15 protein-coding genes are annotated in these 22,461 nt (G+C 70.7%); 12 read left to right on the plus strand and 3 right to left on the minus strand.

Going from position 1 to position 22,461, the window contains the following annotated elements; all coding sequences use genetic code 11:
- Positions 1–349 precede the first annotated feature (349 nt).
- Genes ACH4SL_RS04645 through ACH4SL_RS04655 form a run of 3 tightly spaced genes read left to right on the plus strand, consistent with a single transcriptional unit; the run spans position 350 to position 4,421 of the window.
- Entirely contained in the window at positions 350–1,510 is a 1,161-nt protein-coding gene (locus ACH4SL_RS04645) for a YcaO-like family protein (RefSeq protein ID WP_398441949.1), read from the plus strand.
- Positions 1,507–3,153: a TfuA-like protein gene (locus ACH4SL_RS04650; RefSeq protein WP_398441950.1), complete on the plus strand. Its 1,647-nt coding sequence runs from the start codon at positions 1,507–1,509 to the stop codon at positions 3,151–3,153. Before ACH4SL_RS04645 ends, ACH4SL_RS04650 begins: the two co-directional genes overlap by 4 nt.
- A complete protein-coding gene (locus ACH4SL_RS04655; protein ID WP_398441951.1) occupies positions 3,150–4,421 on the plus strand; it encodes an MFS transporter in 1,272 nt (423 codons plus the stop codon). Before ACH4SL_RS04650 ends, ACH4SL_RS04655 begins: the two co-directional genes overlap by 4 nt.
- A gap of 54 nt (positions 4,422–4,475) precedes the next feature.
- On the opposite strand, the gene ACH4SL_RS04660 is transcribed toward ACH4SL_RS04655, so the two are convergent.
- The 3 genes from ACH4SL_RS04660 to ACH4SL_RS04670 form a co-directional block, all read right to left on the minus strand.
- Positions 4,476–6,005 (minus strand): helix-turn-helix domain-containing protein, encoded by a 1,530-nt coding sequence (locus ACH4SL_RS04660; protein ID WP_398441952.1) that lies wholly within the window; start codon positions 6,003–6,005, stop codon positions 4,476–4,478.
- A gap of 268 nt (positions 6,006–6,273) precedes the next feature.
- Complete coding sequence (locus tag ACH4SL_RS04665) at positions 6,274–7,587, minus strand: hypothetical protein (RefSeq protein ID WP_398441953.1); 1,314 nt, start codon at positions 7,585–7,587, stop codon at positions 6,274–6,276.
- Entirely contained in the window at positions 7,584–8,405 is an 822-nt protein-coding gene (locus tag ACH4SL_RS04670; protein ID WP_398441954.1) for a class I SAM-dependent methyltransferase, read from the minus strand. The genes ACH4SL_RS04665 and ACH4SL_RS04670 overlap by 4 nt, the downstream gene beginning before the upstream one ends.
- 252 nt (positions 8,406–8,657) lie before the next feature.
- Here ACH4SL_RS04670 and acnA point away from each other — a divergent pair, with 252 nt between their 5' ends.
- From acnA to dxs, 9 genes are all read left to right on the plus strand, one after another.
- The gene (gene acnA, locus ACH4SL_RS04675; protein WP_398441955.1) at positions 8,658–11,375 is read left to right on the plus strand and encodes an aconitate hydratase AcnA; all 2,718 of its coding nucleotides are present in this window, start codon (positions 8,658–8,660) and stop codon (positions 11,373–11,375) included.
- Between the two features lie 423 nt (positions 11,376–11,798).
- Positions 11,799–13,226, plus strand: a complete 1,428-nt coding sequence (ngcE, locus tag ACH4SL_RS04680) for an N-acetylglucosamine/diacetylchitobiose ABC transporter substrate-binding protein (RefSeq protein ID WP_398441956.1) — start codon at positions 11,799–11,801, stop codon at positions 13,224–13,226.
- A 43-nt stretch (positions 13,227–13,269) separates the two neighbouring features.
- A complete protein-coding gene (locus ACH4SL_RS04685) occupies positions 13,270–14,193 on the plus strand; it encodes a carbohydrate ABC transporter permease (protein WP_398441957.1) in 924 nt (307 codons plus the stop codon).
- A gap of 10 nt (positions 14,194–14,203) precedes the next feature.
- Positions 14,204–15,127 carry a carbohydrate ABC transporter permease gene (locus ACH4SL_RS04690; protein ID WP_398441958.1) on the plus strand — a complete coding sequence of 308 codons (924 nt, stop codon included), beginning with the start codon at positions 14,204–14,206 and terminating at the stop codon, positions 15,125–15,127.
- 289 nt (positions 15,128–15,416) lie between these two features.
- Positions 15,417–16,619: an ROK family protein gene (locus ACH4SL_RS04695; protein ID WP_398441959.1), complete on the plus strand. Its 1,203-nt coding sequence runs from the start codon at positions 15,417–15,419 to the stop codon at positions 16,617–16,619.
- Between the two features lie 139 nt (positions 16,620–16,758).
- Positions 16,759–17,862: a sugar ABC transporter substrate-binding protein gene (locus tag ACH4SL_RS04700; protein WP_398441960.1), complete on the plus strand. Its 1,104-nt coding sequence runs from the start codon at positions 16,759–16,761 to the stop codon at positions 17,860–17,862.
- Positions 17,863–18,128: 266 nt separating this feature from the next.
- A complete protein-coding gene (locus ACH4SL_RS04705; protein WP_031512879.1) occupies positions 18,129–18,917 on the plus strand; it encodes an ATP-binding cassette domain-containing protein in 789 nt (262 codons plus the stop codon).
- Between the two features lie 14 nt (positions 18,918–18,931).
- Positions 18,932–20,197: a sugar ABC transporter permease gene (locus ACH4SL_RS04710; protein WP_398442670.1), complete on the plus strand. Its 1,266-nt coding sequence runs from the start codon at positions 18,932–18,934 to the stop codon at positions 20,195–20,197.
- Between the two features lie 250 nt (positions 20,198–20,447).
- The gene (dxs, locus tag ACH4SL_RS04715; protein ID WP_398441961.1) at positions 20,448–22,379 is read left to right on the plus strand and encodes a 1-deoxy-D-xylulose-5-phosphate synthase; all 1,932 of its coding nucleotides are present in this window, start codon (positions 20,448–20,450) and stop codon (positions 22,377–22,379) included.
- Positions 22,380–22,461: the final 82 nt, after the last annotated feature.

Consider the following 22,461-nt stretch of genomic DNA (forward strand, 5'->3'; position numbering starts at 1 on the left):
TTCCTTTTAGCCAAGATGAATGAGTCCATCTGGCTCATTTATCTCTGTTGGTGTCCTGCGGCCCAGCGCAAGGATGACCCCGTCCGCACCGCGGGCCCGGCGCTTGCCCGCCGGAGCGCCACACCACGACACGGAGGGATCCGCCATGACCAACGAGGACTTCACCCCCGAGACCCCCGCCGACGCCACTTCGGTGCAGGCCGCCTGTGAGAACGCGCCTGGCGTCGCCTTCTGCGACGACGTCACGTACGAGGGCTGACCCGACCCAGCAGCCGGTGACCGGTCGGGTCCCGCGGCAGCCGTGCCGCGGGACCCGACCGCTCCACCCGCTCCCGACCGGAGGCGGCCTGTGCACAGGACCTATTTCAAGGGCACCCACCGCGCCCGCTTGCCCGCCGAGACCCTGGAGCTGATCCGGCCGCATTTCCCGCGGTTCGGTATCACACGGCTCGCCGACGTCACGGGCCTCGACACCCTGGGTGTCCCGGTGGTCCTCGCTGTCCGCCCGCTCGCGGCGACCCTTTCCGTCTCGCAGGGAAAAGGCGCCGATCTGGTGTCCGCCCAGGTCTCCGCGGCAATGGAGGCGATCGAGACCTGGTACGCCGAATACGCGGTACCGCCCGCGGCCGCGTCCGGGGCCGCCGCGGTGGAACTGCGCCTCCCTTACCGCATCGCCGACATGGAGACCGACGCGCGGGCCGTCGCCACCGACTCCACCCGGCTGGACTGGGTGCCGGCCGCCGGAGTGCGCTCCGGAACGCCGACGCTCGTGCCCCGCGCGGCGGTGGAGATGCGGTGGCAGCCGAGCGCGTGGCCGCCGCCGCTGATCGCCACCAGCAACGGCCTGGCCTCCGGCAACAACCGCTGGGAGGCCGTCCTGCACGGGCTGTACGAGGTGGCCGAGCGCGATGCCACCGCCGCCCTCGCGGACGTGCCCGCCGCCGCCCGCACGTACGTGGACCCGGCGTCGGTGGACGAGCCCAACGCGCGGGCGCTACTCGACCGGCTGGACGAACACGGCGCCTGGGTGGAGCTGGTGAGCGCGCCCAGCCGGGTCGGCGTCACCTGCTTCGTCTGCTACCTGTGGTCCCCCGGATTCGGGCTGTCCCTCTTCAGCGGCGCCGGGGCGCACTCGGACCCCGCGGTGGCCCTCTCGCGGGCGCTCACCGAAGCCGCGCAGAGCCAGCTCACGTTCATCACCGGCACGCGCGACGACATCGGCGCCCAGGTCTACCGCCCGGGACGGCGGATCCTTCCCCGCCCGGTGACGACCGGCCCCCTCACCCCGTGGCGGGAGCACGTCTCCCACGTCCCCGACGCCGGGGCGGTCTCCTTCGAGGACGAGGCACGCCGGCTCGCCGGGCGCATCGAGACGGTGACGGGTACGGAGCCGCTCTGCGTGGATTTGAGGGACGAGGAGGACTTCTGCGTGACCAAGGTCTTCTGCCCCGGCCTGGGGCACATGGCCCTGCACGACATCCCCCGCCACCAGGAGGCGGCGACGCGATGAGCGCCCTCCACGTTTTCCTCGGCCCCTCGCTGCCCGCCGCCGACGCGCTCGCCGTGGCGCCCCGGGCCCTGCTGCTGCCGCCTGTCCGGCACGGTGACCTGCTGCGGCTGCCCGCACGCGCGGGCGACACCGTCCTCGTCGTGGACGGGCTGTTCCACCAGAGTCTGCCGGTCCGGCACAAGGAGGTCCTGCACCTTCTCGACCGCGGGGTCAGGGTCTTCGGATCGAGCAGTATGGGCGCGCTGCGGGCGGCCGAACTGCACCCCTTCGGGATGACGGGCCTGGGGCGGATCTTCGCGATGTACCGCGACGGCGTCCTCACCGCCGACGACGAGGTCGCGGTGGCGCACGCCGGCGACGGGGACTTCCGTGCCGTCGGCGACCCGCTCGTCAACATTCGCCACGGCGCCCGGCAGGCGGCGCGCGCCGGCGTGGTCACGCACGACGAGGCCGCCCGCGTCGTCGAGTCGGCGCGCGCCCTTCCCTTCCCCTCACGCTCATGGCGGCTGGCCGTACGCAGGACCGGCGGACTCGACCCGGCGGCCGGCGAGCGCCTCCTTGCCTGGATCGCTGCCCACCGGGTGGAGACCGACCTCAAACGGCTGGACGCGCTCGAAGCGCTGGCCTTCGTGACGTCCCCGGAAGGGACGGCGGACGCGCCCGCCGGGCCACCGTGGCCACCGCTCCGCGAGGCCGGCAGCCCACAGCTCTGGCGCACCGACCGGCTGCGAGGGTGGACGCTGCGCCACGACGTCCGCGAGGCGGACGGCCGGGACGTCCCGGCCGGCGCCGAGATCCATTACGCGCAGCTGACCGACCCCGCCCTCCCCGCCCGCTGGTACGCCGCGTGCCTGCGGCGGATGGCGGACCTCCCGGTCGTCCCCGCGGCGGCCGGCGCCCGCGGCCTCGCCGAGGCCGAGGCGAAGGTCCTCGCGGAGGCGGCCGAGCGCGGGCTGACGCTCGCGACCCTGCGCCCCGACCACGTCGGAACGCTCCTCTCCGACGCCGAACGCTCCGGCCTCAGCCGGGACGCCGCCCTCCTGCGGCTCCTGGTGCGCCTCTCGGGCATGTCGCCCGGCGTGCTGCCCGGCGCCGACGACCCGGGAGCGACGGACCGGTGGGTCGCCGCCCTCGTCGCCGACCGCGCCGCGACCCGCGCCGCCGTGGCGGCCGCCTTCGCGGCCAACGCCGCCATGACCGCGGCGGACCCGCGCCGCCGGGTCCACACCATCCGCCCCGACGTACTGCGCCGCGACCTCGGCGCACTGTGGGGTACGGACGAGCACGCCCCCGGCGACCTCCTGCGCGCCGCCCGCGACCGCGGCTTCGCGACCTTCACCGCCGCGACGGAGGTCTTCCGCTACTTCGCGGTGGCCTGCCGCGAGTCCGCCGACCGCGCGAACGCCGGCCGCGACAGGGCTGACCGCGGGACCGCCGACCGTGGCATCGGCGACCGCGAGTCCGCCGACCGCGAGTCCGCCGACCGCGACAGGGCTGACCGCGGGACCGCCGACCGTGGCATCGGCGACCGCGCGGCCCCCCACCCGGTCGCCGAAGCCACCGCGGCCGCCGGGGCGCCCGCTTCCCGGCTCGCGGCCGCCGGGCCCGTTCCCGAGCCCGTGACCGGTGGTCGCGGACAGTGACAGCGACGGCGCCTCGGGCCGGTGCGCGGCCGCCCACCGGGCGGGCCGGGGCGACCAGGGGCGGTGGGCAGGCCCTGCGGCAGCTGCTGTACGCCCAGGCACTGGGCACCTTCGGCTTCCGCGTCATGAGCCTGGCCATGCCGGTGCTCGCCGCCGGTACGCTGCACGCCTCGCCGTTCGCCGTGGGTGCGGTGAGTGCCTGCCAGACCGCGCCCTTCCTGGTGATCGGGCTGCCCGCCGGGGTGTGGGTGGACCGCGTGCGACGGCGGCCGCTGATGGTCGCGGCGGACGCCGGCCGCGCCGTGGCCCTGCTGGCGATCCCCGTGGCGTGGTGGTGCGGTGTCCTCTCGCTCGCCCTGCTGTGCGCGGTGGCGACCGTTGTCGGGACGCTCACGGTCTTCTTCGACGTGGCCGGCCAGAGCTACCTGCCGCATGTGGTCGCCGGCGACCAGCTGGTGGCCGCCAACTCCGCGCTGACCGCCGTCGAACAGGTCGCCGGACTGCTCGGTCCCGCACTCGGCGGGCTGGTGGTGCAACTGCTCACCGCCCCGCAGGCCTTCACCGTCTGCGCGGCCGGCTGCGCCGGCTCCGCGGTCTTCCTCTCCCTCGTGCGCAGGCCCGAGGCGCCCGCCGTCCGCTCGCCGGGTACCGGTCTCACCCGCGCCGTCCGGGAGGGGATCCGCTACGTCACCGGCGACCGGCTGCTGCGCGCCGTACTGCTGACCTCGACGACCATCACGTTCTTCTGGGGCGTCGCGTACGCCATGCTGCTGGTCCTGCTCGTGCAGCGGCTGCACGCGGCGGCGGCCACCGTCGGCGCGGTGCTGACGGTGGGCGCCTGCGGGGGCGTCGCCGCGACCCTGTGCGTCCGCCGGCTGATCGCGCGCTTCGGCGACGCGACCGCGCTCAAGCTCAGCGTGCTGCTCACCGGACCACTGACCCCGGCGGCCGCGTTCGCGTCCCCCGGCTGGGGCCTTTGGTCGGCTGCGCTGGCGAGCTTCGCGCTCTCCGGCGGCATCGTCGTCTACAACGTGGCGCAGATCAGCTACCGCCAGCGCACGGTGCCGCCCGACCTGCTGGGGCGGGTCAACGCCACCATGCGCTTCGTCTCCTGGGGCGCCCGACCGCTGGGGGCCCTGACGGGCGGGGCGCTGGCCGGGGTCGTCGGCGTCCGGGGGGCCGTGCTGGCCGGGGCGCTCGGCACCGCCATGTCCTGCGGGTGGCTGTACGCGTCCCCGATCCGCGGCATGCGCGACCTCACCCCATGAGGCCGGCGGGCCGGGACACCGCCCGGCACCGCCGTACCGTCAGGGCGCCGCGGCTCAGATGTCGCGGAAGATCTCGATCTGGGCGCCGATCGAGTTGAGGCGCTCCGCCAGGTCCTCGTAGCCGCGGTTGATCACGTAGACGTTGCGCAGCACCGAGGTGCCCTCGGCGGCCATCATCGCGAGCAGCACGACGACGGCGGGGCGGAGCGCGGGCGGGCACATCATCTCGGCGGCGCGCCAGCGGGTCGGGCCCTCGACCATGATGCGGTGCGGGTCCAGGAGTTTGACGGACGCGCCGAGCCGGGTCAGCTCGGTGAGGTAGATCGCGCGGTTGTCGTAGACCCAGTCGTGGATGAGCGTCGAGCCCTGCGCCGTCGCGGCGATGGCCGCGAAGAAGGGCACGTTGTCGATGTTCAGCCCGGGGAAGGGCATCGGGTGGATCTTGTCGATCGGCGAGCGCAGCTTGGAGGGGCGCGCGGTGAGGTCGGTCAGCCGGGTACGGCCGTTGTCCGCGCGGTATTCGGGGGCCAGCTCGAAGTCGAGGCCCATCTCCTCCAGCACGGCCAGCTCGATCTCCAGGAATTCGATCGGCACCCGGCGGATCGTCAGCTCGGACTCGGTGACGATGGCCGCCGCGAGCAGGCTCATCGCCTCGACCGGGTCCTCGGACGGGGCGTAGTCGACATCGCGGTCGATGTGCGAGACGCCGTGCACGGTGAGCGTCGTGGTGCCGATGCCCTCGACCCGGACGCCCAGCTCCTCCAGGAAGAAGCACAGGTCCTGGACCATGTAGTTGGAGCTGGCGTTGCGGATGACGGTGACGCCGTCGTGCCGCGCGGCGGCCATCAGCGCGTTCTCGGTCACGGTGTCGCCGCGCTCGGTCAGCACGATCGGGCGGTGCGGGGTGATCCCGCCGGCCACCTCGGCGTGGTAGGAGCCGTCGGTCGCGGTGATGTCGAGGCCGAAGTGCCGCAGCGCGTTCATGTGCGGCTGGACGGTGCGGGTGCCGAGGTCGCAGCCGCCCGCGTAGGGGATACGGAAGCGGTCGGTCCGGTGCAGCAGCGGGCCCAGGAACATGATGACGCTGCGCGTGCGGCGGGCCGCCTCGGTGTCGATCGAGGCGAGGTCGAGGGTCGCGGGCGGCACGATCTCCAGGTCGTTGCCGTCGTTGATCCAGCGGGCCTTCACACCGATGCTGCCGAGCACTTCGAGGATGCGGTAGACCTCCTCGATCCGGGCGACCCGGCGGAGCGTGGTGCGCCCGGCGTTGAGCAGCGTCGCGCACAGCAGCGCCACGCCGGCGTTCTTGCTGGTCTTGACGTCGATGGAGCCGGACAGCCGTCGGCCGCCCACCACCCGCAGATGCATCGGACCGGCGTAGCCGAGGGACACGATCTCGCTGTCCAGCGCCTCGCCGATTCTGGCGATCATCTCAAGGCTGATGTTCTGGTTGCCCCGCTCGATCCGGTTCACCGCGCTCTGGCTGGTGCCGAGGGCCTCCGCGAGCTGCGTCTGTGTCCAGTTCCGGTGCTGACGGGCGTCTCGGATGAGCCTGCCGATACGTACCAGGTAGTCGTCGGTCATGACAGTGACCCTATCTCATATATGAGATGAGGCAACGCCGGTACCGCCGTTCGTGGCGTGCCTCATACGCTTGTGGCGTGTCCGCTGGTGCCGACGGACCCACCGTATCCACGCGTTTCCCGCGCGCAACCTCCGCACCAGCCGTCACACCCGGGCTGACCAGCGGGTCCGTCACGCGCCACGCCGTGGCAGCACCGGGATCCCCGGCGCCCCCGGTCCGTCTTCCCCGCTCTGCCGCCCGCAGCCGTCCGGGTGAATCCCGGCCTCCTCACCCCTCGTTCGGTACGGCCGCCGCCCCGCCCGGCTCGGCCCCCGGCAGCACGGCAGCGGCCCCGGCCACGGCCTGCCGGGCCTCCCGCGTCGCCCGGCGGGCGGCGGACCGGCGGCGGGCGGCGGCCGCAGGGGCGCTCCTGACCCGCGGCACGATCACCGCCAGCAGGCAGGACAGCGCCATCCCGATCAGCCCCGTGACCACGCCCAGCTTGGTCGCGAGCGACACCTGCGGCAGCAGGAAGACCGCGATGTCCAGGCCGAACGACGCGGCGCTCACCACGGCCAGCGCCGCGGCCACCCGGTTGAGCCGGGTGTCCAGCTCCTCCGCCCGCTGCGACGAGGCGGCCTGCAGGGAGCTGCTGACGTAGCCGAGCAGCCGGTCGGCCCGCTCCTGGGTGTCGTCGAGGCCGATCACCTGGCGCGCGCACAGGTAGCTCGCCCGGTGCGTCTGCGTCGACTCCATGCGGTAGCCGTCGAGGTGGTGGAAGTCGGCCCACAGCCCGTCCAGGAAGCGGCGGAAGGCGTGCACGTCGGTGCCCTCCGGATGCCCGTGCGCGAGGTCCGCCAGCACCCAGCGCCCCGCGATGAGCGCCCCGATCAGCAGCGACTGCTGGGCCACGGCGATGTCGGTCGGCTCGGTCATGGCCAGCAGGTCGTCCAGCGGCGCGGCCGGGTCGCCGTCCCAGGCGTAGGTGTACGGCAGCAGGATCCGGCAGCCGGGACCCGCGATCAGCTGCGGCAGCCGGGCGTCGGGCGCCCACGGCGGGTCCTGGGTGACGAAGTGGCAGTTGTAGCGGGCGGACTGGCGGTCGACGGGCGACCGCTCGCCGCTCAGCGCGAGGTCCGGCCGCAGCGCGACGTCCCGCAGCAGCCCGCTGCTCACCGCGGCCGCGAGCACCGCCGTGAGCAGTGGCGCGTCAGCCTCCCGCAGGGTCCGGTTGACCTCGGCGTCCAGCGCGTCCAGCGCCGTGAGGTCGAGGGCGCGCAGATCCTGCTCGTGCCGCAGCGCGTAGACGACCAGGACCGTCCCCGCGGTCAGGACGCGCGCATGGCAGGCGACGATCTCGGTGCCCGGCAGCGACACCGCGCGCCCGACCAGCTGCGTCAGGTCGATCTCCACGGTGCCGTCCGGGTTGTACGCCAGCGTGCTCAGGGTCCCCGCGACCGGCCGCAGGTCGCCCAGCCCCGGCACGGGCAACGGCTCCAGGGCCGCGCCGGGGGAGCTGTGGTGCAGCGGGTAGGCGCGGCTCTGCAGATGCAGCACCGGGCGCGGGCCGCCCCCCGGCGCGGGCGGTACGGGCCCGCTCATCCGGCCACCGCCACGGCGACGTACTCCGGGATCAGCTCGGACTCCGGCACCTGCACACCCCCCAGGTAGCGGCGCTGGAGGTCTTCGGGCCCCAGGTCCCGCAGCGGGCACCCGAACAGCTCGGTCAGCTCCGCGTTGGTCTGGTACGACGCCTCCGGCGGCACCGCGCGGCTGCGGAACCACTCCCGCTGCGCGGCCAGCACCCGGCTGCCGGAGGCGGCGGCGGGCCAGTAGCTCACCGCGCTGACCGTCGTGCCGCCGAAGGCCGCGCCCAGCCCGGCGACCGCCAGCGCGTCCGCGGCCGGCAGGTAGAACAGCACGCCCTCCACGACGTAGGCGACCGGCCGCCCGGCGGACACCTCCCGCACGGCGGCGGCCACCGCCTCCCGGTCGGCGGCGCTGCCCAGGTCGGCCCCGAGGTGCCGCACCGCGCGGCGCGGCAGGGTCCCCTCGGCCGTCAGCTCGGCGGCGCGGTGCTCCTTGGCGGCGGCCATGTCCGGCAGGTCGACCTCGACGGCGGCGCGGAAGGGCAGCAGCCAGGGGTAGGAGGAGAAGCCCGCGCCGCACACCACCAGCACCGTGTCCGGGTCGGCGGCGAGCGCCTCGGCGAGCACGTCCGTGATGATGCGGCCACGCAGAGCGACGACCAGGTCGTCGTGTGGGTAGACGGTGTCCGCGAAGCCCTGCCACAGCTCCTTCACGCCCGGCCGGTCGGGCTCCGGGATCCATGCCCCGGCCAGCGGATCCGCGGCCAGTTCGGGCCGCCGGGCCCGGGATTCATTGACGAGATAGGCGGTGAGTGCTACTCCGGCGTGCATACGGCGGTACCCCCCAAGGTTGGCGTGCGCACAAAGGGACATGACGTCCCGTCATCCCCTTTCGTACCATCGCGCCACCCGTCCGGCGCAAGGCGGGAGCCCGGAGGCCGTGGCCCCACATGAACCTCCGGCGGTCATGTACTAGAGTTATCTCGACATCGAGATATCTGCCGAGCCGTTCCGGGACCGTGGTGCAGACGGTCCCGGGGACACGCGCGCACGCACGCAACACGACGCATGAAGGAGACTGCCGTGTCGGCGAACAGCTTCGACGCCCGCAGCACGCTGCAGGTGGGCGACGAGTCGTACGAGATCTTCCGGCTGGACAAGGTCGAGGGCTCCGCCCGGCTGCCCTACAGCCTGAAGGTGCTGCTGGAGAACCTGCTCCGCACGGAGGACGGCGCGAACATCACCGCCGACCACATCCGTGCCATCGGCGGCTGGGACTCGCAGGCGCAGCCCAGCCAGGAGATCCAGTTCACGCCGGCCCGCGTGATCATGCAGGACTTCACCGGCGTGCCCTGCGTGGTGGACCTGGCCACCATGCGCGAGGCGGTCAAGGAGCTGGGCGGCGACCCGGCGCGCATCAACCCGCTCGCGCCCGCCGAACTCGTCATCGACCACTCGGTCATCGCCGACCGCTTCGGCACCCCCGACTCCTTCGCGCAGAACGTGGAGCTGGAGTACGGCCGCAACAAGGAGCGCTACCAGTTCCTGCGCTGGGGCCAGACCGCCTTCGACGAGTTCAAGGTCGTCCCGCCCGGCACCGGCATCGTTCACCAGGTGAACATCGAGCACCTGGCCCGCACCGTCATGGTCCGCGGCGGCCAGGCCTACCCCGACACGCTGGTCGGCACCGACTCGCACACCACCATGGTCAACGGCCTGGGCGTGCTCGGCTGGGGCGTCGGCGGCATCGAGGCCGAGGCCGCGATGCTGGGCCAGCCGGTCTCCATGCTCATCCCGCGCGTCGTCGGCTTCAAGCTCACCGGCGAGCTGCCCACCGGCACCACCGCCACCGACCTGGTGCTGACCATCACCGAGATGCTCCGCAAGCACGGCGTGGTCGGCAAGTTCGTGGAGTTCTACGGTGAGGGCGTCGCCGCGACCTCGCTCGCCAACCGCGCCACCATCGGCAACATGTCGCCGGAGTTCGGCTCGACGGCCGCGATCTTCCCGATCGACGCCGAGACGGTGAGCTACCTGCGGCTGACCGGCCGCTCCGACCAGCAGGTCGCGCTCGTCGAGGCCTACGCCAAGGAGCAGGGCCTGTGGCTGGACCCGGCCGCCGAGCCGGACTACTCCGAGAAGCTGGAGCTGGACCTGTCGACGGTGGTGCCCTCCATCGCCGGCCCCAAGCGCCCGCAGGACCGCATCGTGCTGGCGAAGGCCGCCGAGCAGTTCGCCGTCGACGTGCGCAACTACGTCACGGACGACCAGGAGGCGGGCAAGGAGTCCTTCCCGGCCTCCGACTCCCCGGCGCCCTCCGGCAACGGCGTGCCGTCGAAGCCGACCCTGGTCACGGCCGAGGACGGTTCGACCTATGAACTCGACCACGGCGCGGTGACGGTCGCCGCCATCACCTCGTGCACCAACACCTCCAACCCGTACGTGATGGTCGCCGCCGCGCTGGTGGCCAAGAAGGCGGTCGAGCGGGGCCTGACCCGCAAGCCGTGGGTCAAGACCACGCTGGCCCCCGGCTCGAAGGTGGTCACCGACTACTTCGACAAGGCCGGCCTGACGCCGTACCTGGACAAGCTCGGCTTCAACCTCGTGGGCTACGGCTGCACGACCTGCATCGGCAACTCCGGCCCGCTGCCGGAGGAGGTCTCCAAGGCCGTCAACGAGGCGGACCTCGCGGTCACCTCGGTGCTCTCCGGCAACCGCAACTTCGAGGGCCGGATCAACCCGGACGTCAAGATGAACTACCTGGCGTCGCCGCCGCTGGTCGTCGCGTACGCCATCGCGGGCTCGATGAAGCTGGACATCACGCGGGACGCGCTGGGCACCGACCAGGACGGCAAGGCGGTCCACCTGGCCGACATCTGGCCGTCGGAGTCCGAGGTCAACGACGTGGTCGCGTCCGCGATCGGTGAGGACATGTTCCGCACCTCCTACAGCGACGTCTTCGCGGGCGACGCCCAGTGGCAGGCGCTGCCGGTGCCCACCGGCAACACCTTCGAGTGGGACGCGGAGTCCACCTACGTCCGCAAGCCCCCGTACTTCGAGGGCATGCAGATGGACCCGGCGCCCGTCACCGACATCGCCGGCGCCCGGGTGCTCGCCAAGCTCGGCGACTCGGTCACCACCGACCACATCTCCCCGGCCGGCGCCATCAAGGCCGACACGCCGGCGGGCCAGTACCTCACCGAGCACGGCGTGCAGCGCCGCGACTTCAACAGCTACGGCTCGCGCCGCGGCAACCACGAGGTCATGATCCGCGGCACCTTCGCCAACATCCGGCTGCGCAACCAGATCGCGCCCGGCACCGAGGGCGGCTTCACGCGCGACTTCACCCAGGCGGACGCACCCGTGGCGTTCATCTACGACGCCTCGCGGAACTACATCGACCAGGGCATCCCGCTGGTCGTCCTGGCGGGCAAGGAGTACGGCTCGGGCTCGTCGCGCGACTGGGCGGCCAAGGGCACCGCGCTGCTGGGCGTCAAGGCGGTCGTCGCCGAGTCCTACGAGCGCATCCACCGCTCCAACCTGATCGGCATGGGCGTGCTCCCGCTGCAGTTCCCGGAGGGCGAGAGCGCCCTGACGCTGGGCCTGACGGGTGAGGAGACGTACTCCGTCACGGGCGTCACCGCGCTCAACGACGGCAGCACCCCGCGCACGGTGAAGGTCAGCACGGACACCGGCGTGGAGTTCGACGCGGTGGTCCGCATCGACACGCCGGGCGAAGCGGACTATTACCGCAACGGCGGCATCATGCAGTACGTCCTGCGGTCGCTGATCCGTCAGTAGGACAGTGCCTCCAAGGCGTTTGTAACTCACGAGTAACACGGACCGCGTTCCCCTTGTCGGGGGACGCGGTCCGTCCGTTTTGCGCGAGCCAATCAGTCGATCGTCCGCCATCGACTCGCTGGCACCGCCCTGACCTGCAGTTTTGTCGTCCCATATTTCGGACAGGTCTCAACTCGGGAAAGCTTGCCGTCCAAACACGCACTTGATCTTGCCCTGCCGGAGAGAAGTGGACTATACCTGTCGGCGTCCAAGGAACCTGCTTCTGAGCAGGTTCGGGCGGGGGGATCGGCAAGCCGGCGCAGTCGGTGTTCGGATAGCGTCCCTGCCTCACTGGATGCACGGTTTCACTCAAGCTTCAACGTTCGCGGTCGTCGGCGGGTGTCGCTGCACCGCATGAGTCCTGGAGAAGGCGAGGACTTGAGCATGGGATCCGAGATCAACCGGCGCGATGCAATCAAGCGGGCGATGGCGATCGGCGTGGTGGCGATTCCGTCGGCGTCGGTGCTGACGGCGTGCGCCACGTCGAGCGGCGGGGACTCCGACAAGAAGAAGCCGGCCCCGGCCGGCACGAAGTCGGCCGCCAATCCGCTGGGTGTCAAGAACGGCGCGCCGCTTGAGGCATTCGTCTTCAAGGGCGGCTTCGGCGACGACTACATCAAGGCCGCCGAGGCGCAGTACAACAAGACCTACGGCACCACGGTGAAGCACACCGGCACGCAGGGCATCGGCCCGAAGCTGCAGCCGCGCTTCGCCAACAACACGCCGCCGGACTTCATGGACAACTCCGGTGCCGACAACCTCGACACCGCGGCCCTGGCCAAGGAGAACAAGCTCCTCGACCTCACCCCGCTGCTGGACGCGCCGACCATCGACGACCCGTCGAAGAAGGTCCGCGACGTCCTGATCGCCGGCACGGTCGAGCAGGGCCAGTTCGGCTCGCAGCAGATGTACGCGCTGAACTACGCCTTCACCGTCTACGGCAGCTGGTACAGCAACAAGCTGTTCAAGGAGAACGGCTGGACGTACCCGCAGACCTTCGACGAGGCCATCGCGCTCGGCGCCAAGGCCAAGAGCAAGGGCATCGCGCTGTTCACGTACCCGGGCAAGTACCCGTACTACGTGCACTTCGACATGTTCCACCAGTTCGGCAAGGTCGGCGGCAAGGACGTCCTCAACGCGATCGACGACCTGGAGGACGGCGCCCTCCAGGTCGACGCCGTCAAGCAGGTCATCGAGTACTACGAGGAGCTGGCGGCCAAGAAGCTGTTCCTCACGGGCTCCGAGGGCAAGACCCACATCCAGATGCAGACCGACTGGACGAAGTACAAGGCCGCCCTGGTGGCCGACGGCTCGTGGGTGGAGAACGAGGCCGCCCCGACCATGCCCAAGGACTTCGACCTCGCGGTCGGCCCGCTGGTCGGCGGCGGCCCGAGCGACAAGCTGCCCTTCGGCACCGTCTACGCCGCGGCCGGCGAGCCGTTCATCGTCGCCGCCAACGGCAAGAACCCGACCGGCGGTATGGAGCTGCTCCGCATCATGCTGTCGAAGCAGCAGACGGACAACTTCACGAACACCATCAAGTCGCTCACCTGCGTCTCCGGCTCCTCCGAAGGGCTGACCCTCACCCCGGGTCTGGCCTCGGCGAGCGCGGCGCTCAAGGCCGCCGGTCCCAATGTGCTCAACGCGCGCATCCAGGACTGGTACAAGAAGCTCAACAACGAGACCCTCGGCAACCTGACCGCGAAGCTGCTGACCGGGCAGATCAAGTCGGCGCAGTGGATCGAGCAGGCCCAGAAGGCCTGCGACGACACCAAGAAGGACTCGTCCGTGCCCAAGTTCAAGCACGTCTGATCCGCATTCCCCTCTAACGGCTGAGACGAGAGCGACCGGCGACATGCGACACGGCAAGTACCGGTTCATCATCGGATTTCTGGCGATTCCTGTAGCGCTGTACGGGGTCTTCGTGATCTCGCCATTCGTCCAGGACTTCCAGATCTCCATGACGGACTGGACCGGACTCACACCCGACAAGCACTACATCGGGTTCGAGAACTACCGGAAGATCATTCACAACCACCTCTTCTGGCAGTCGCTGTGGCACAACGTGCTGCTGCTGCTGATCGTGCCGGTCGTGACGCTGGCACTCGGTCTGTTCTTCGCTTTCATGCTCAACGTCGGTGGCCGGCGCAGAGGCGCGTCGGTCACCGGCGTCCGGGGCTCGGGCGCGTACAAGATCATCTTCTTCTTCCCGCAGGTGCTGTCGGTCACCGTGATCGCCATCCTGTGGCAGCAGATCTACAACCCCGACCCGGACGAGGGCGTGCTCAACGCCCTGCTGTCGAACGTCGGCCTGAGCTCGCTGACCCAGTCCTGGCTCGGCGACCCGCACCTGGCCCTCGGCTGCATCATGGCCGTGATGGTGTGGGCGAACGTCGGCTTCTACGTGGTGCTCTTCTCGGCGGGCATGGCCTCCATCCCGACCGAGATCTACGAGGCCTCGCTGCTGGACGGGGCAGGCCGCGCCGTCACCTTCTTCAAGGTCACGCTGCCGCTGCTGGCGGACACGGTGGCCACCGGATGGGTGTACATGGGCATCATCGCCATGGACGCCTTCGCCTTCGTCCAGCTGATGTCGGTCAACTACGGCGGTCCCGACGAGAAGACCGACGTGGTGCCGCTGCTGCTGTACAAGACCGCCTTCCGGGACAACAGCCAATACGGCCTGGCGGCAGCCATGGGTGTCGCCATGCTGATCGTCACACTGCTGTTCGCCGTACTGACGCTGCGGCTGTCGCGCCGCGAGCGCATCGAGTTCTAGGGGTTCCGCGATGACCACCGAGACGATCGACGAGCTCCCGGAGTCGGCACCCCGCAAACCGGGCTCGCCCAGCACCTCCGCCTCCCGCTGGAAGTGGCGCTACAGCGAGGGCGGTGTGCTGAACGCCTTCAGCCACATCTTCCTGCTGGTGTGGGGTCTGATGGTCGGCCTGCCGCTGCTGTGGGCGCTGTGGAGCTCCTTCAAGAGCTCCGGCGACATCCTCAGCCACCCGCTGTCCTTCCCGACCCACTTCCACTTCGACAACTGGTCCCACGCCTGGACGAAGGCCCACATGGGCCGGTACTTCATCAACACGATCATCGTGGTCGGCTTCTCCACCTTCGGCACGATGCTCTTCGGGTCGATGGCCGCCTACGTGCTGGCGCGGTTCGAATTCCCGGGCAACCGGCTGCTCTACTTCATCTTCGTCGCCGGCATGGCCTTCCCGGTCGTGATGGTGCTCGTGCCGCTGTTCTTCGTGACCACCAACCTCGGCATCATCAACACGCTGCCCGGCCTGATCCTGGTCTACATCGCGTACTCGCTGCCCTTCACGGTCTTCTTCATGACCTCCTTCTTCCGCACCCTGCCCACCTCGGTGGCGGAGGCGGCACTGGTGGACGGCGCGTCGCACACCAGGACGTTCTTCCAGATCATGGTGCCGATGGCCAAGCCCGGCATCATCAGCATCGGGATCTTCAACGTCCTCGGGCAGTGGAACCAGTACCTGCTGCCGCTGGTGCTGAACCAGGGCAACACGGACAAATGGGTACTCACCCAGGGTCTGGCGGACCTGGCCGTGCAGCAGGGCTACCAGGGCGACTGGGGCGGACTCTTCGCCGGCCTGTCGATCGCCATGCTCCCCGTGCTGGCCGTCTACGTGGTCTTCCAGCGCCAGGTGCAGGCCGGACTCACCGCGGGGGCGCTCAAGTAACGGACCCGGAAACCGGCCGCAGGACCGGCGGCCCCGTCCTCGGACGGGGCCGCCGCTCGGCGTTCCCGCGTTCCCGCGGAACGGGCGATTCCCATAACGGTGTGGTTCTCCCCCTTGACGGGACATCACGCCAAACACTCAACTTAGAGTTCACATGTTGTAGACGACGGGGTCCAACTGGTGTGCTGCTGCCTCAAGGGTCCATCCGGACCCATCCGGCCGCACCGGACCGGCCCCGTCCCGTGCGGGCAAGCGGACACGGGCCGCCTGCCGGGCAGGAGTGGATGTCGTGGAGACACCGGGTTCGCAGTCGTCGCTGCACCGGGCCAATCTGGAGCGCGTCGTGCGCGCGGTGCGGCTCGCCGGATCGCTCACCCAGGCGGAGATCGCCCGCAGCACCGGCCTGTCGGCCGCGACCGTGTCCAACATCGTACGTGAGCTGCGGGACAACGGGACGGTGCAGGTCACGCCGACCTCCTCGGGAGGTCGGCGGGCCCGCAGCGTGGCGCTGTCCGGGGACGCCGGTATCGTCGTGGGCGTCGATTTCGGCCACTCCCACCTGCGGGTCGCCGTCGGCAACCTGGCCCACCAGGTGCTGGCCGAGCAGTCCGAGCCGATCGACGTGGACGCCTCCGCCTCGCAGGGCTTCGACCGCGCGGAGCAGCTGGTCGCGCGGCTCGTGGAATCCACCGGGATCAGCCCCGGCAAGGTGCTCGGCGTCGGCCTCGGGGTGCCCGGGCCGATCGACGTGGAGACGGGCGCGCTCGGCTCGACGGCCATCCTGCCCGGCTGGAGCGGCATCAACCCGCGCCAGGAGATGTCCGACCGGCTCGGCGTCCCGGTGCAGGTCGACAACGACGCCAACCTCGGCGCGCTCGGCGAGCTGGTCTGGGGCGGCGGCCGCGGGGTCAAGGACCTCGCCTACATCAAGGTCGCCAGCGGCGTCGGCGCCGGCCTGGTGATAGACGGCCGGATCTACCGCGGTCCCGGCGGCACGGCGGGCGAGATCGGCCACATCACGCTGGACGAGTCGGGCCCGGTCTGCCGCTGCGGCAACCGCGGCTGCCTGGAGACCTTCACCGCCGCCCGCTACGTCCTGGAGCTGCTGCGCGGCAGCCACGGGGAGGGGCTGACCATCCCGCGGATGGTGCAGCTGGCCCGTGAGGGCGACCCCGGCTGCCGCCGGGTGACGGGCGACGTCGGGCGGCACATCGGGATGGGCGTGGCGAGCCTGTGCAACCTGCTGAACCCCTCCCGGGTGGTCCTCGGCGGCGACCTGGCGGAGGCCGGTGAGCTGGTGCTCGGCCCGATAAGGGAATCGGTGTCCCGTTACGCCATCCCCAGCGCCGCCCAGCGGCTGTCCGTGGTGCCGGGTGCCCTGGGGGCGCGGGCGGAGGTCCTGGGGGCTCTTGCCCTGGTTCTGAGCGAAATGGGCGATTCAACCCTGCTGGACGGCAACCACCCGGTCGACACACCGGCCTTTTCGGCATAACTGAGCGTTCACGCTGCTAACGAAACGCGCCGTTGCCATCTCGTTAAGTGTTTACTTCTTGACGACAGGCCGTCAGCCGGAGTTGACTCACGAGCACCTCGGCCGCGGTGTTGCGGCCCTGTCAGGGAGGCAACCTCAGATGAACGCAATGACGCGTCGGATCGTCATCGGCACGGCGGCCGTTTCGCTCGCCCTCGGCTTGGCGGCGTGCGGCAAGGCCGGCGACGACGACAAGGGCTCCGACAAGTCCTCCTCGAAGAGCAGCTCGGCCAAGTCGATCGGCCTGCTGCTGCCGGAGAACGCGACCACTCGCTACGAGAAGTTCGACCGGCCGCTGATCACCAAGAAGATCGGCGAGCTGTGCCCCGACTGCTCGGTCGAGTACGCGAACGCCGCCGCCGACCCGGCCAAGCAGGCCCAGCAGGTCAGCACCATGATCGCCAAGGGCGTCAAGGTCCTGATCGTCGACGCGCAGGACTCCAAGGGCATCAAGTCCTCGATCCAGTCCGCGAAGGACAAGGGCATCAAGATCGTCGCCTACGACCGCCTCGCCGAGGGCCCGATCGACGCGTATGTCTCCTACGACAACGAGAAGATCGGCGAGCTGCAGGGACAGGCGCTGCTCGACGCGATGGGCGCCAAGGCGACGCCGTCTGCCAACGTTGTCATGATCGACGGTGACCCGGGTGACCCGAACGCCGCCATGTTCAAGGAAGGCGCCCACAAGATCCTCGACGGCAAGGTGAAGATCGCCTACGAGCAGTCGGGTCTGTGGAAGGGCGACATCGCCAACCAGAAGATGACGGCCGCCATCCAGCTGATCGGCAAGGACAAGATCGCGGGCGTCTACTCCGCGAACGACGGCATGGCCGGCGGTGTCGCCACCGCCCTCAAGGGCGCCGGCATCAACCCGCCGCTGACCGGTCAGGACGCCGAGCTCGACGGTCTGCAGCGGATCCTGGCGGGTACCCAGACCGCCACGATCTACAAGGCCTACCAGCCGGAGGCGGACGCCGCCGCGGAGATCGCGGTCGACCTGCTCCAGGGCAAGGACTTCAAGTCCGTCGCCGACACCACCGCCAAGCAGCTGACCGGCACCGAGGTGCCCGCCAAGCTCCTGCCGGCGACGTCGGTCACCGTGGCCAACATCAAGGACACGGTCGTCAAGGACGGTCTGTACACCGCCGCCCAGATCTGCACCGCGGACTACGCCGCCAAGTGCACCGCCGCCGGCATCAGCTGACCCGACGGCTGATCCGGCCCGCACGGTTCAGGCCGCTTCCACGGCCTGAACCGTCCCCGTGAACCTGTCCGGTGCCCGCCCCGCACAAAACACCCCGCTAACGGGGCGGGCACCGGACGGAAACGGTTGCGGCCGGAGCTTTCCGGTGAACGGGGGTCTACCCCTTCCCTGTTCACTTTGTAATCTTGTAACCCGTGCATTGCGCACTCCCTCCGCGGCTGTTCGACGCAGCACGCGGCATCCCCGCCGGTCAGGCGGCGAAGGAGATGGTTCACGTGTCCGCTACGCCCGTGCTGGCGTTGCGCGGAGTCTCCAAGCGATTCGGTGCGGTCCAGGCCCTCACCGACGTCGACCTGGAGGTTCACCCCGGAGAAGTGGTCGCCCTGGTGGGCGACAACGGAGCCGGCAAGTCGACCCTGGTCAAGACCATCGCGGGTGTGCACCCCGTGGACGAGGGCGTCATCGAGTGGGAGGGGCGGTCGGTGCACATCAACCGCCCGCAGGACGCCCAGCAGCTCGGTATCGCGACCGTCTACCAGGACCTCGCGCTCTGCGACAACCTCGACGTCGTCGGAAACCTCTACCTCGGCCGGGAGCTGCTGCGCTTCGGCAGCCTCGACGAGGTCACGATGGAACAGCGCTCCCGCGAACTTCTGAACACACTGTCCATCCGGATCCCCAGTGTCCGGATCCCGATCGCGAGCCTCTCCGGTGGCCAGCGCCAGGTCGTCGCCATCGCCCGCGCGCTGATCGGCGACCCCAAGGTCGTCATCCTCGACGAGCCCACGGCCGCCCTCGGCGTCGAGCAGACCGCGCAGGTCCTGGACCTCGTCGAGCGGCTGCGCGAGCGCAACCTCGGCGTCATCCTGATCAGCCACAACATGGCCGACGTCATGGCGGTCTGCGACACCGTTCACGTGCTGCGCCTCGGCAGGAACAACGGTGCCTTCCCGGTCAAGGACACCACCAACGAAGAGATCATCGCGGCCATCACCGGCGCCACGGACAACGCCGTGACCCGCCGTCTGGCGCGCAACGCGGAGGCAGCCCAGTGAGCGACAAGACCACGATGAGCAAGCCGGTGGACGAGGTTCCGCCGCCGGCCGTCGCGACCGTCGACCCCCGGCTGCTGGTCCGGGAAGAGGGCCTCAAGGGCTATCTCACGGAGTTCAAGCGCAAGCTGAAGGGCGGCGAGCTGGGCTCGCTCCCGGTGATCGTCGCGCTGATCATCATCTGGACCGTCTTCCAGGTCCAGAACAGCCTGTTCCTGAGCTCGCAGAACATGGTCAACATCGGCTTCTTCATGGCCGGTACGGGCATGCTGTCGATCGGCCTGGTCTTCGTGCTGCTGCTCGGCGAGATCGACCTGGCGGTCGGCTCGGTCAGCGGTCTGGCCTCCACGGTCTTCGCCATCCTGACCGTCCAGCACGGGGTCAACCCGACGCTCGCGGTCCTGCTGACGCTGCTCACCGGCATCGTCATCGGCGCCTTCCACGGCTTCTTCTTCGCCAAGATCGGCGTCCCGGCGTTCGTCGTCACCCTGGCCGGCTTCCTCGGCTGGGCGGGCGTCATGAAGTACCTGCTGCGCAGCACGGGCAGCCTCACGATCCAGGACAAGGGCCTGCTGCACACGCTGGGCCAGCGCTCCTTCTTCATGAACCAGAGCATCGCCGGCGCGTACATCCTGGCCACCCTCGCCGTCGCCGCCCTGCTGGTCGGCTCGCTCATCGAGCAGCAGCGCCGCCGCAAGGCCTCCGTGCCCTTCCGGCCCACCGGCGAGATCATCTTCCGCACCGTCGCGCTCGCGGTCGTCGCCTACGTGTCGGCGTACGTGCTGAACAAGTCCTCCGGTGTGCCGAATTCCCTGGTGATCTTCCTCGCCGCGCTGGTGATCTGCGACTTCGTGCTGCGCCGCACCACCTACGGCCGCAAGATCTTCGCAGTCGGCGGTGGCATCGAGGCCGCCCGCCGCGCCGGTATCAACGTGGCGATGGTCCGTATATCGGTCTTCGCGATCTCCGGCTTCTTCGCGGCCCTCGGCGGCCTCTTCCTGGCCGCCCAGCAGTACACCGCGACGCTCCAGGCCGGTAGCGGCAACCTGCTGATGCTCGCCATCGCGGCGGCCGTCATCGGCGGCACCAGCCTCTTCGGCGGCCGCGGCAGCGTCTGGTCGGCGCTGCTGGGCATGCTGGTCATCGAGTCCATCCAGATGGGCCTGAACCTGCTGAACAAGGACGACTCGATCAACGACATGATCACCGGCGCGGTGCTCCTCGCCGCCGTGGTCGTCGACTCGATCTCCCGCCGCACCCAGCGCAGCTCCGGCCGCGCCTGACCCGCGGCACGCACCACCCGGACCGCCGGGCGGACCTGGACCCCCAGGACCGCCCGGCGGTCCGGTGTTTCCCGGGCCGTGCGGAAGTACGGGGACGGGGCCCCGCCGGGAGCGCCGACACGCCGCCCGGAGGCCCCGCGGGCGCGGCGCGTGACGGACATCGCACGGGTCGCCCGACGCGCCGGTAACCCGAACATTAGACTCTTGCGAAGGCCAGATCGGCCGGGAGCGACAGGCTAAGGAGGAACGGGTGGCACTGCTGACCCGTATCAACGGACCGCGCGACCTCGACCGGCTCAGCCCGCAGCAGCTCGTGGAGCTGTCCGCCGAGATCCGCTCCTTCCTCGTCGACGCGGTCTCGAAGACCGGCGGCCACCTCGGCCCCAACCTGGGCGTCGTGGAGCTGACCGTGGCTCTGCACCGGGTCTTCGACTCCCCGCGCGACCGCATCCTCTTCGACACCGGGCACCAGGCCTACGTGCACAAGCTGCTGACCGGACGGCAGGACTTCAGCCGGCTCAAGAGCACCGGCGGTCTGTCGGGCTACCCCTCGCGGGCCGAGTCCGAGCACGACGTGATCGAGAACAGCCACGCCTCCACGGTGCTGGGCTGGGCCGACGGGCTGGCCAAGGCCAACGAGCTGCTGCGCCGCGACGACCACGTGGTGGCCGTCATCGGCGACGGGGCGCTCACCGGCGGTATGGCCTGGGAGGCCCTCAACAACATCGCCGCCGCCAAGGACCGCCCGCTCGTCATCGTCGTCAACGACAACGAGTGGTCGTACTCGCCCACCATCGGCGGCCTCGCCAACCACCTGGCCACGCTGCGCACCACCGACGGCTACGAGCAGTTCCTCGCCCGCACCAAGGAGGTGCTGGAGCGCACCCCGCTCATCGGCCGCCCGCTCTACGAGACGCTGCACGGCGCCAAGAAGGGCCTGAAGGACTTCATCACCCCGCAGGGCATGTTCGAGGACCTGGGGCTGAAGTACCTCGGCCCGATCGACGGCCACGACGTCGAGGCGGTGGAGTCCGCGCTCCAGCGCGCCAAGCGCTTCCACGGGCCCGTCCTGGTGCACTGCATCACCGAGAAGGGCCACGGCTACACCCCGGCCGAGCGGGACCGCACCGACCGCTTCCACGGCATCGGCCCGATCCACCCCGACAGCGGCCTGCCGCTGTCCGAGGGCGGCGCCGACTGGACGTCGGTGTTCGGCGACGAGATGCTCGCGCTCGGCAAGGAGCGCGCCGACATCGTCGCCATCACCGCGGCGATGCTGCACCCGGTGGGCCTGACCAGGTTCGCCGAGGCCTTCCCCGAGCGGGTCTTCGACGTCGGCATCGCCGAGCAGCACGGCGCCGTCTCGGCCGCCGGGCTCGCCACCGGCGGGCTGCACCCGGTCTTCGCCGTCTACGCGACCTTCCTCAACCGCGCCTTCGACCAGGTCCTGATGGACGTCGCCCTGCACAAGTGCGGTGTCACCTTCGTCCTGGACCGCGCCGGGGTGACCGGCAGCGACGGTCCCTCGCACAACGGCATGTGGGACATGTCGATCCTGCAGGTCGTCCCGGGCCTGCGGATCGCCGCGCCGCGCGACGCCGAGCAGGTCAGGGCGCAGCTGCGGGAGGCCGTCGAGGTCCACGACGCCCCCACCGTGGTCCGGTACTCCAAGGGCGCGGTCGGCCCCTCGGTGCCCGCGGTCGGCCGGATCGGCGGCATGGACGTGCTGCGCGAGCCGTCCACCGGGGAGCGGCCCGACGTGCTGCTGGTGTCGGTCGGCGCGCTGGCCCCGATGTGCCTGGAGATCGCCGCGCTGCTGGACGCCCAGGGCATCACCAGCACCGTCGTCGACCCGCGCTGGGTCAAGCCGGTCGACCCCGAGCTGCCGGCGCTCGCGGCCCGGCACCGGCTCGTCGTCACCGTCGAGGACAACGGGCGGGCCGGCGGTGTCGGCTCGGCCGTCGCCCAGGCGCTGCGCGACGCCGAGGTGGACGTGCCGCTGCGGGACTTCGGCATCCCGCAGCGCTTCCTCGAGCACGGCTCCCGCAAGGACGTGCTGGCCGCGGTCGGCCTGACCGCGCCGGCCGTCGCGCGCCAGGTCACGGGCGTGGTGGCGACCATCGACGGGCGTTTCGCCGACGAGGCCGCCGACGCGGTGCCCGCCGAGCCCGAGGCGGGCTGACCCCCGCTCCCGCCCCCTCCCGGCCGCCCTTCGCGGCGCGCCGGGCGGCGGCGGGAGCGGGCGGCCCGCCGCCCCGGGAACC

It is taken from the genome of Streptomyces sp. NPDC021020 (assembly GCF_044333285.1).
In the GTDB taxonomy this organism is placed as follows: domain Bacteria; phylum Actinomycetota; class Actinomycetes; order Streptomycetales; family Streptomycetaceae; genus Actinacidiphila.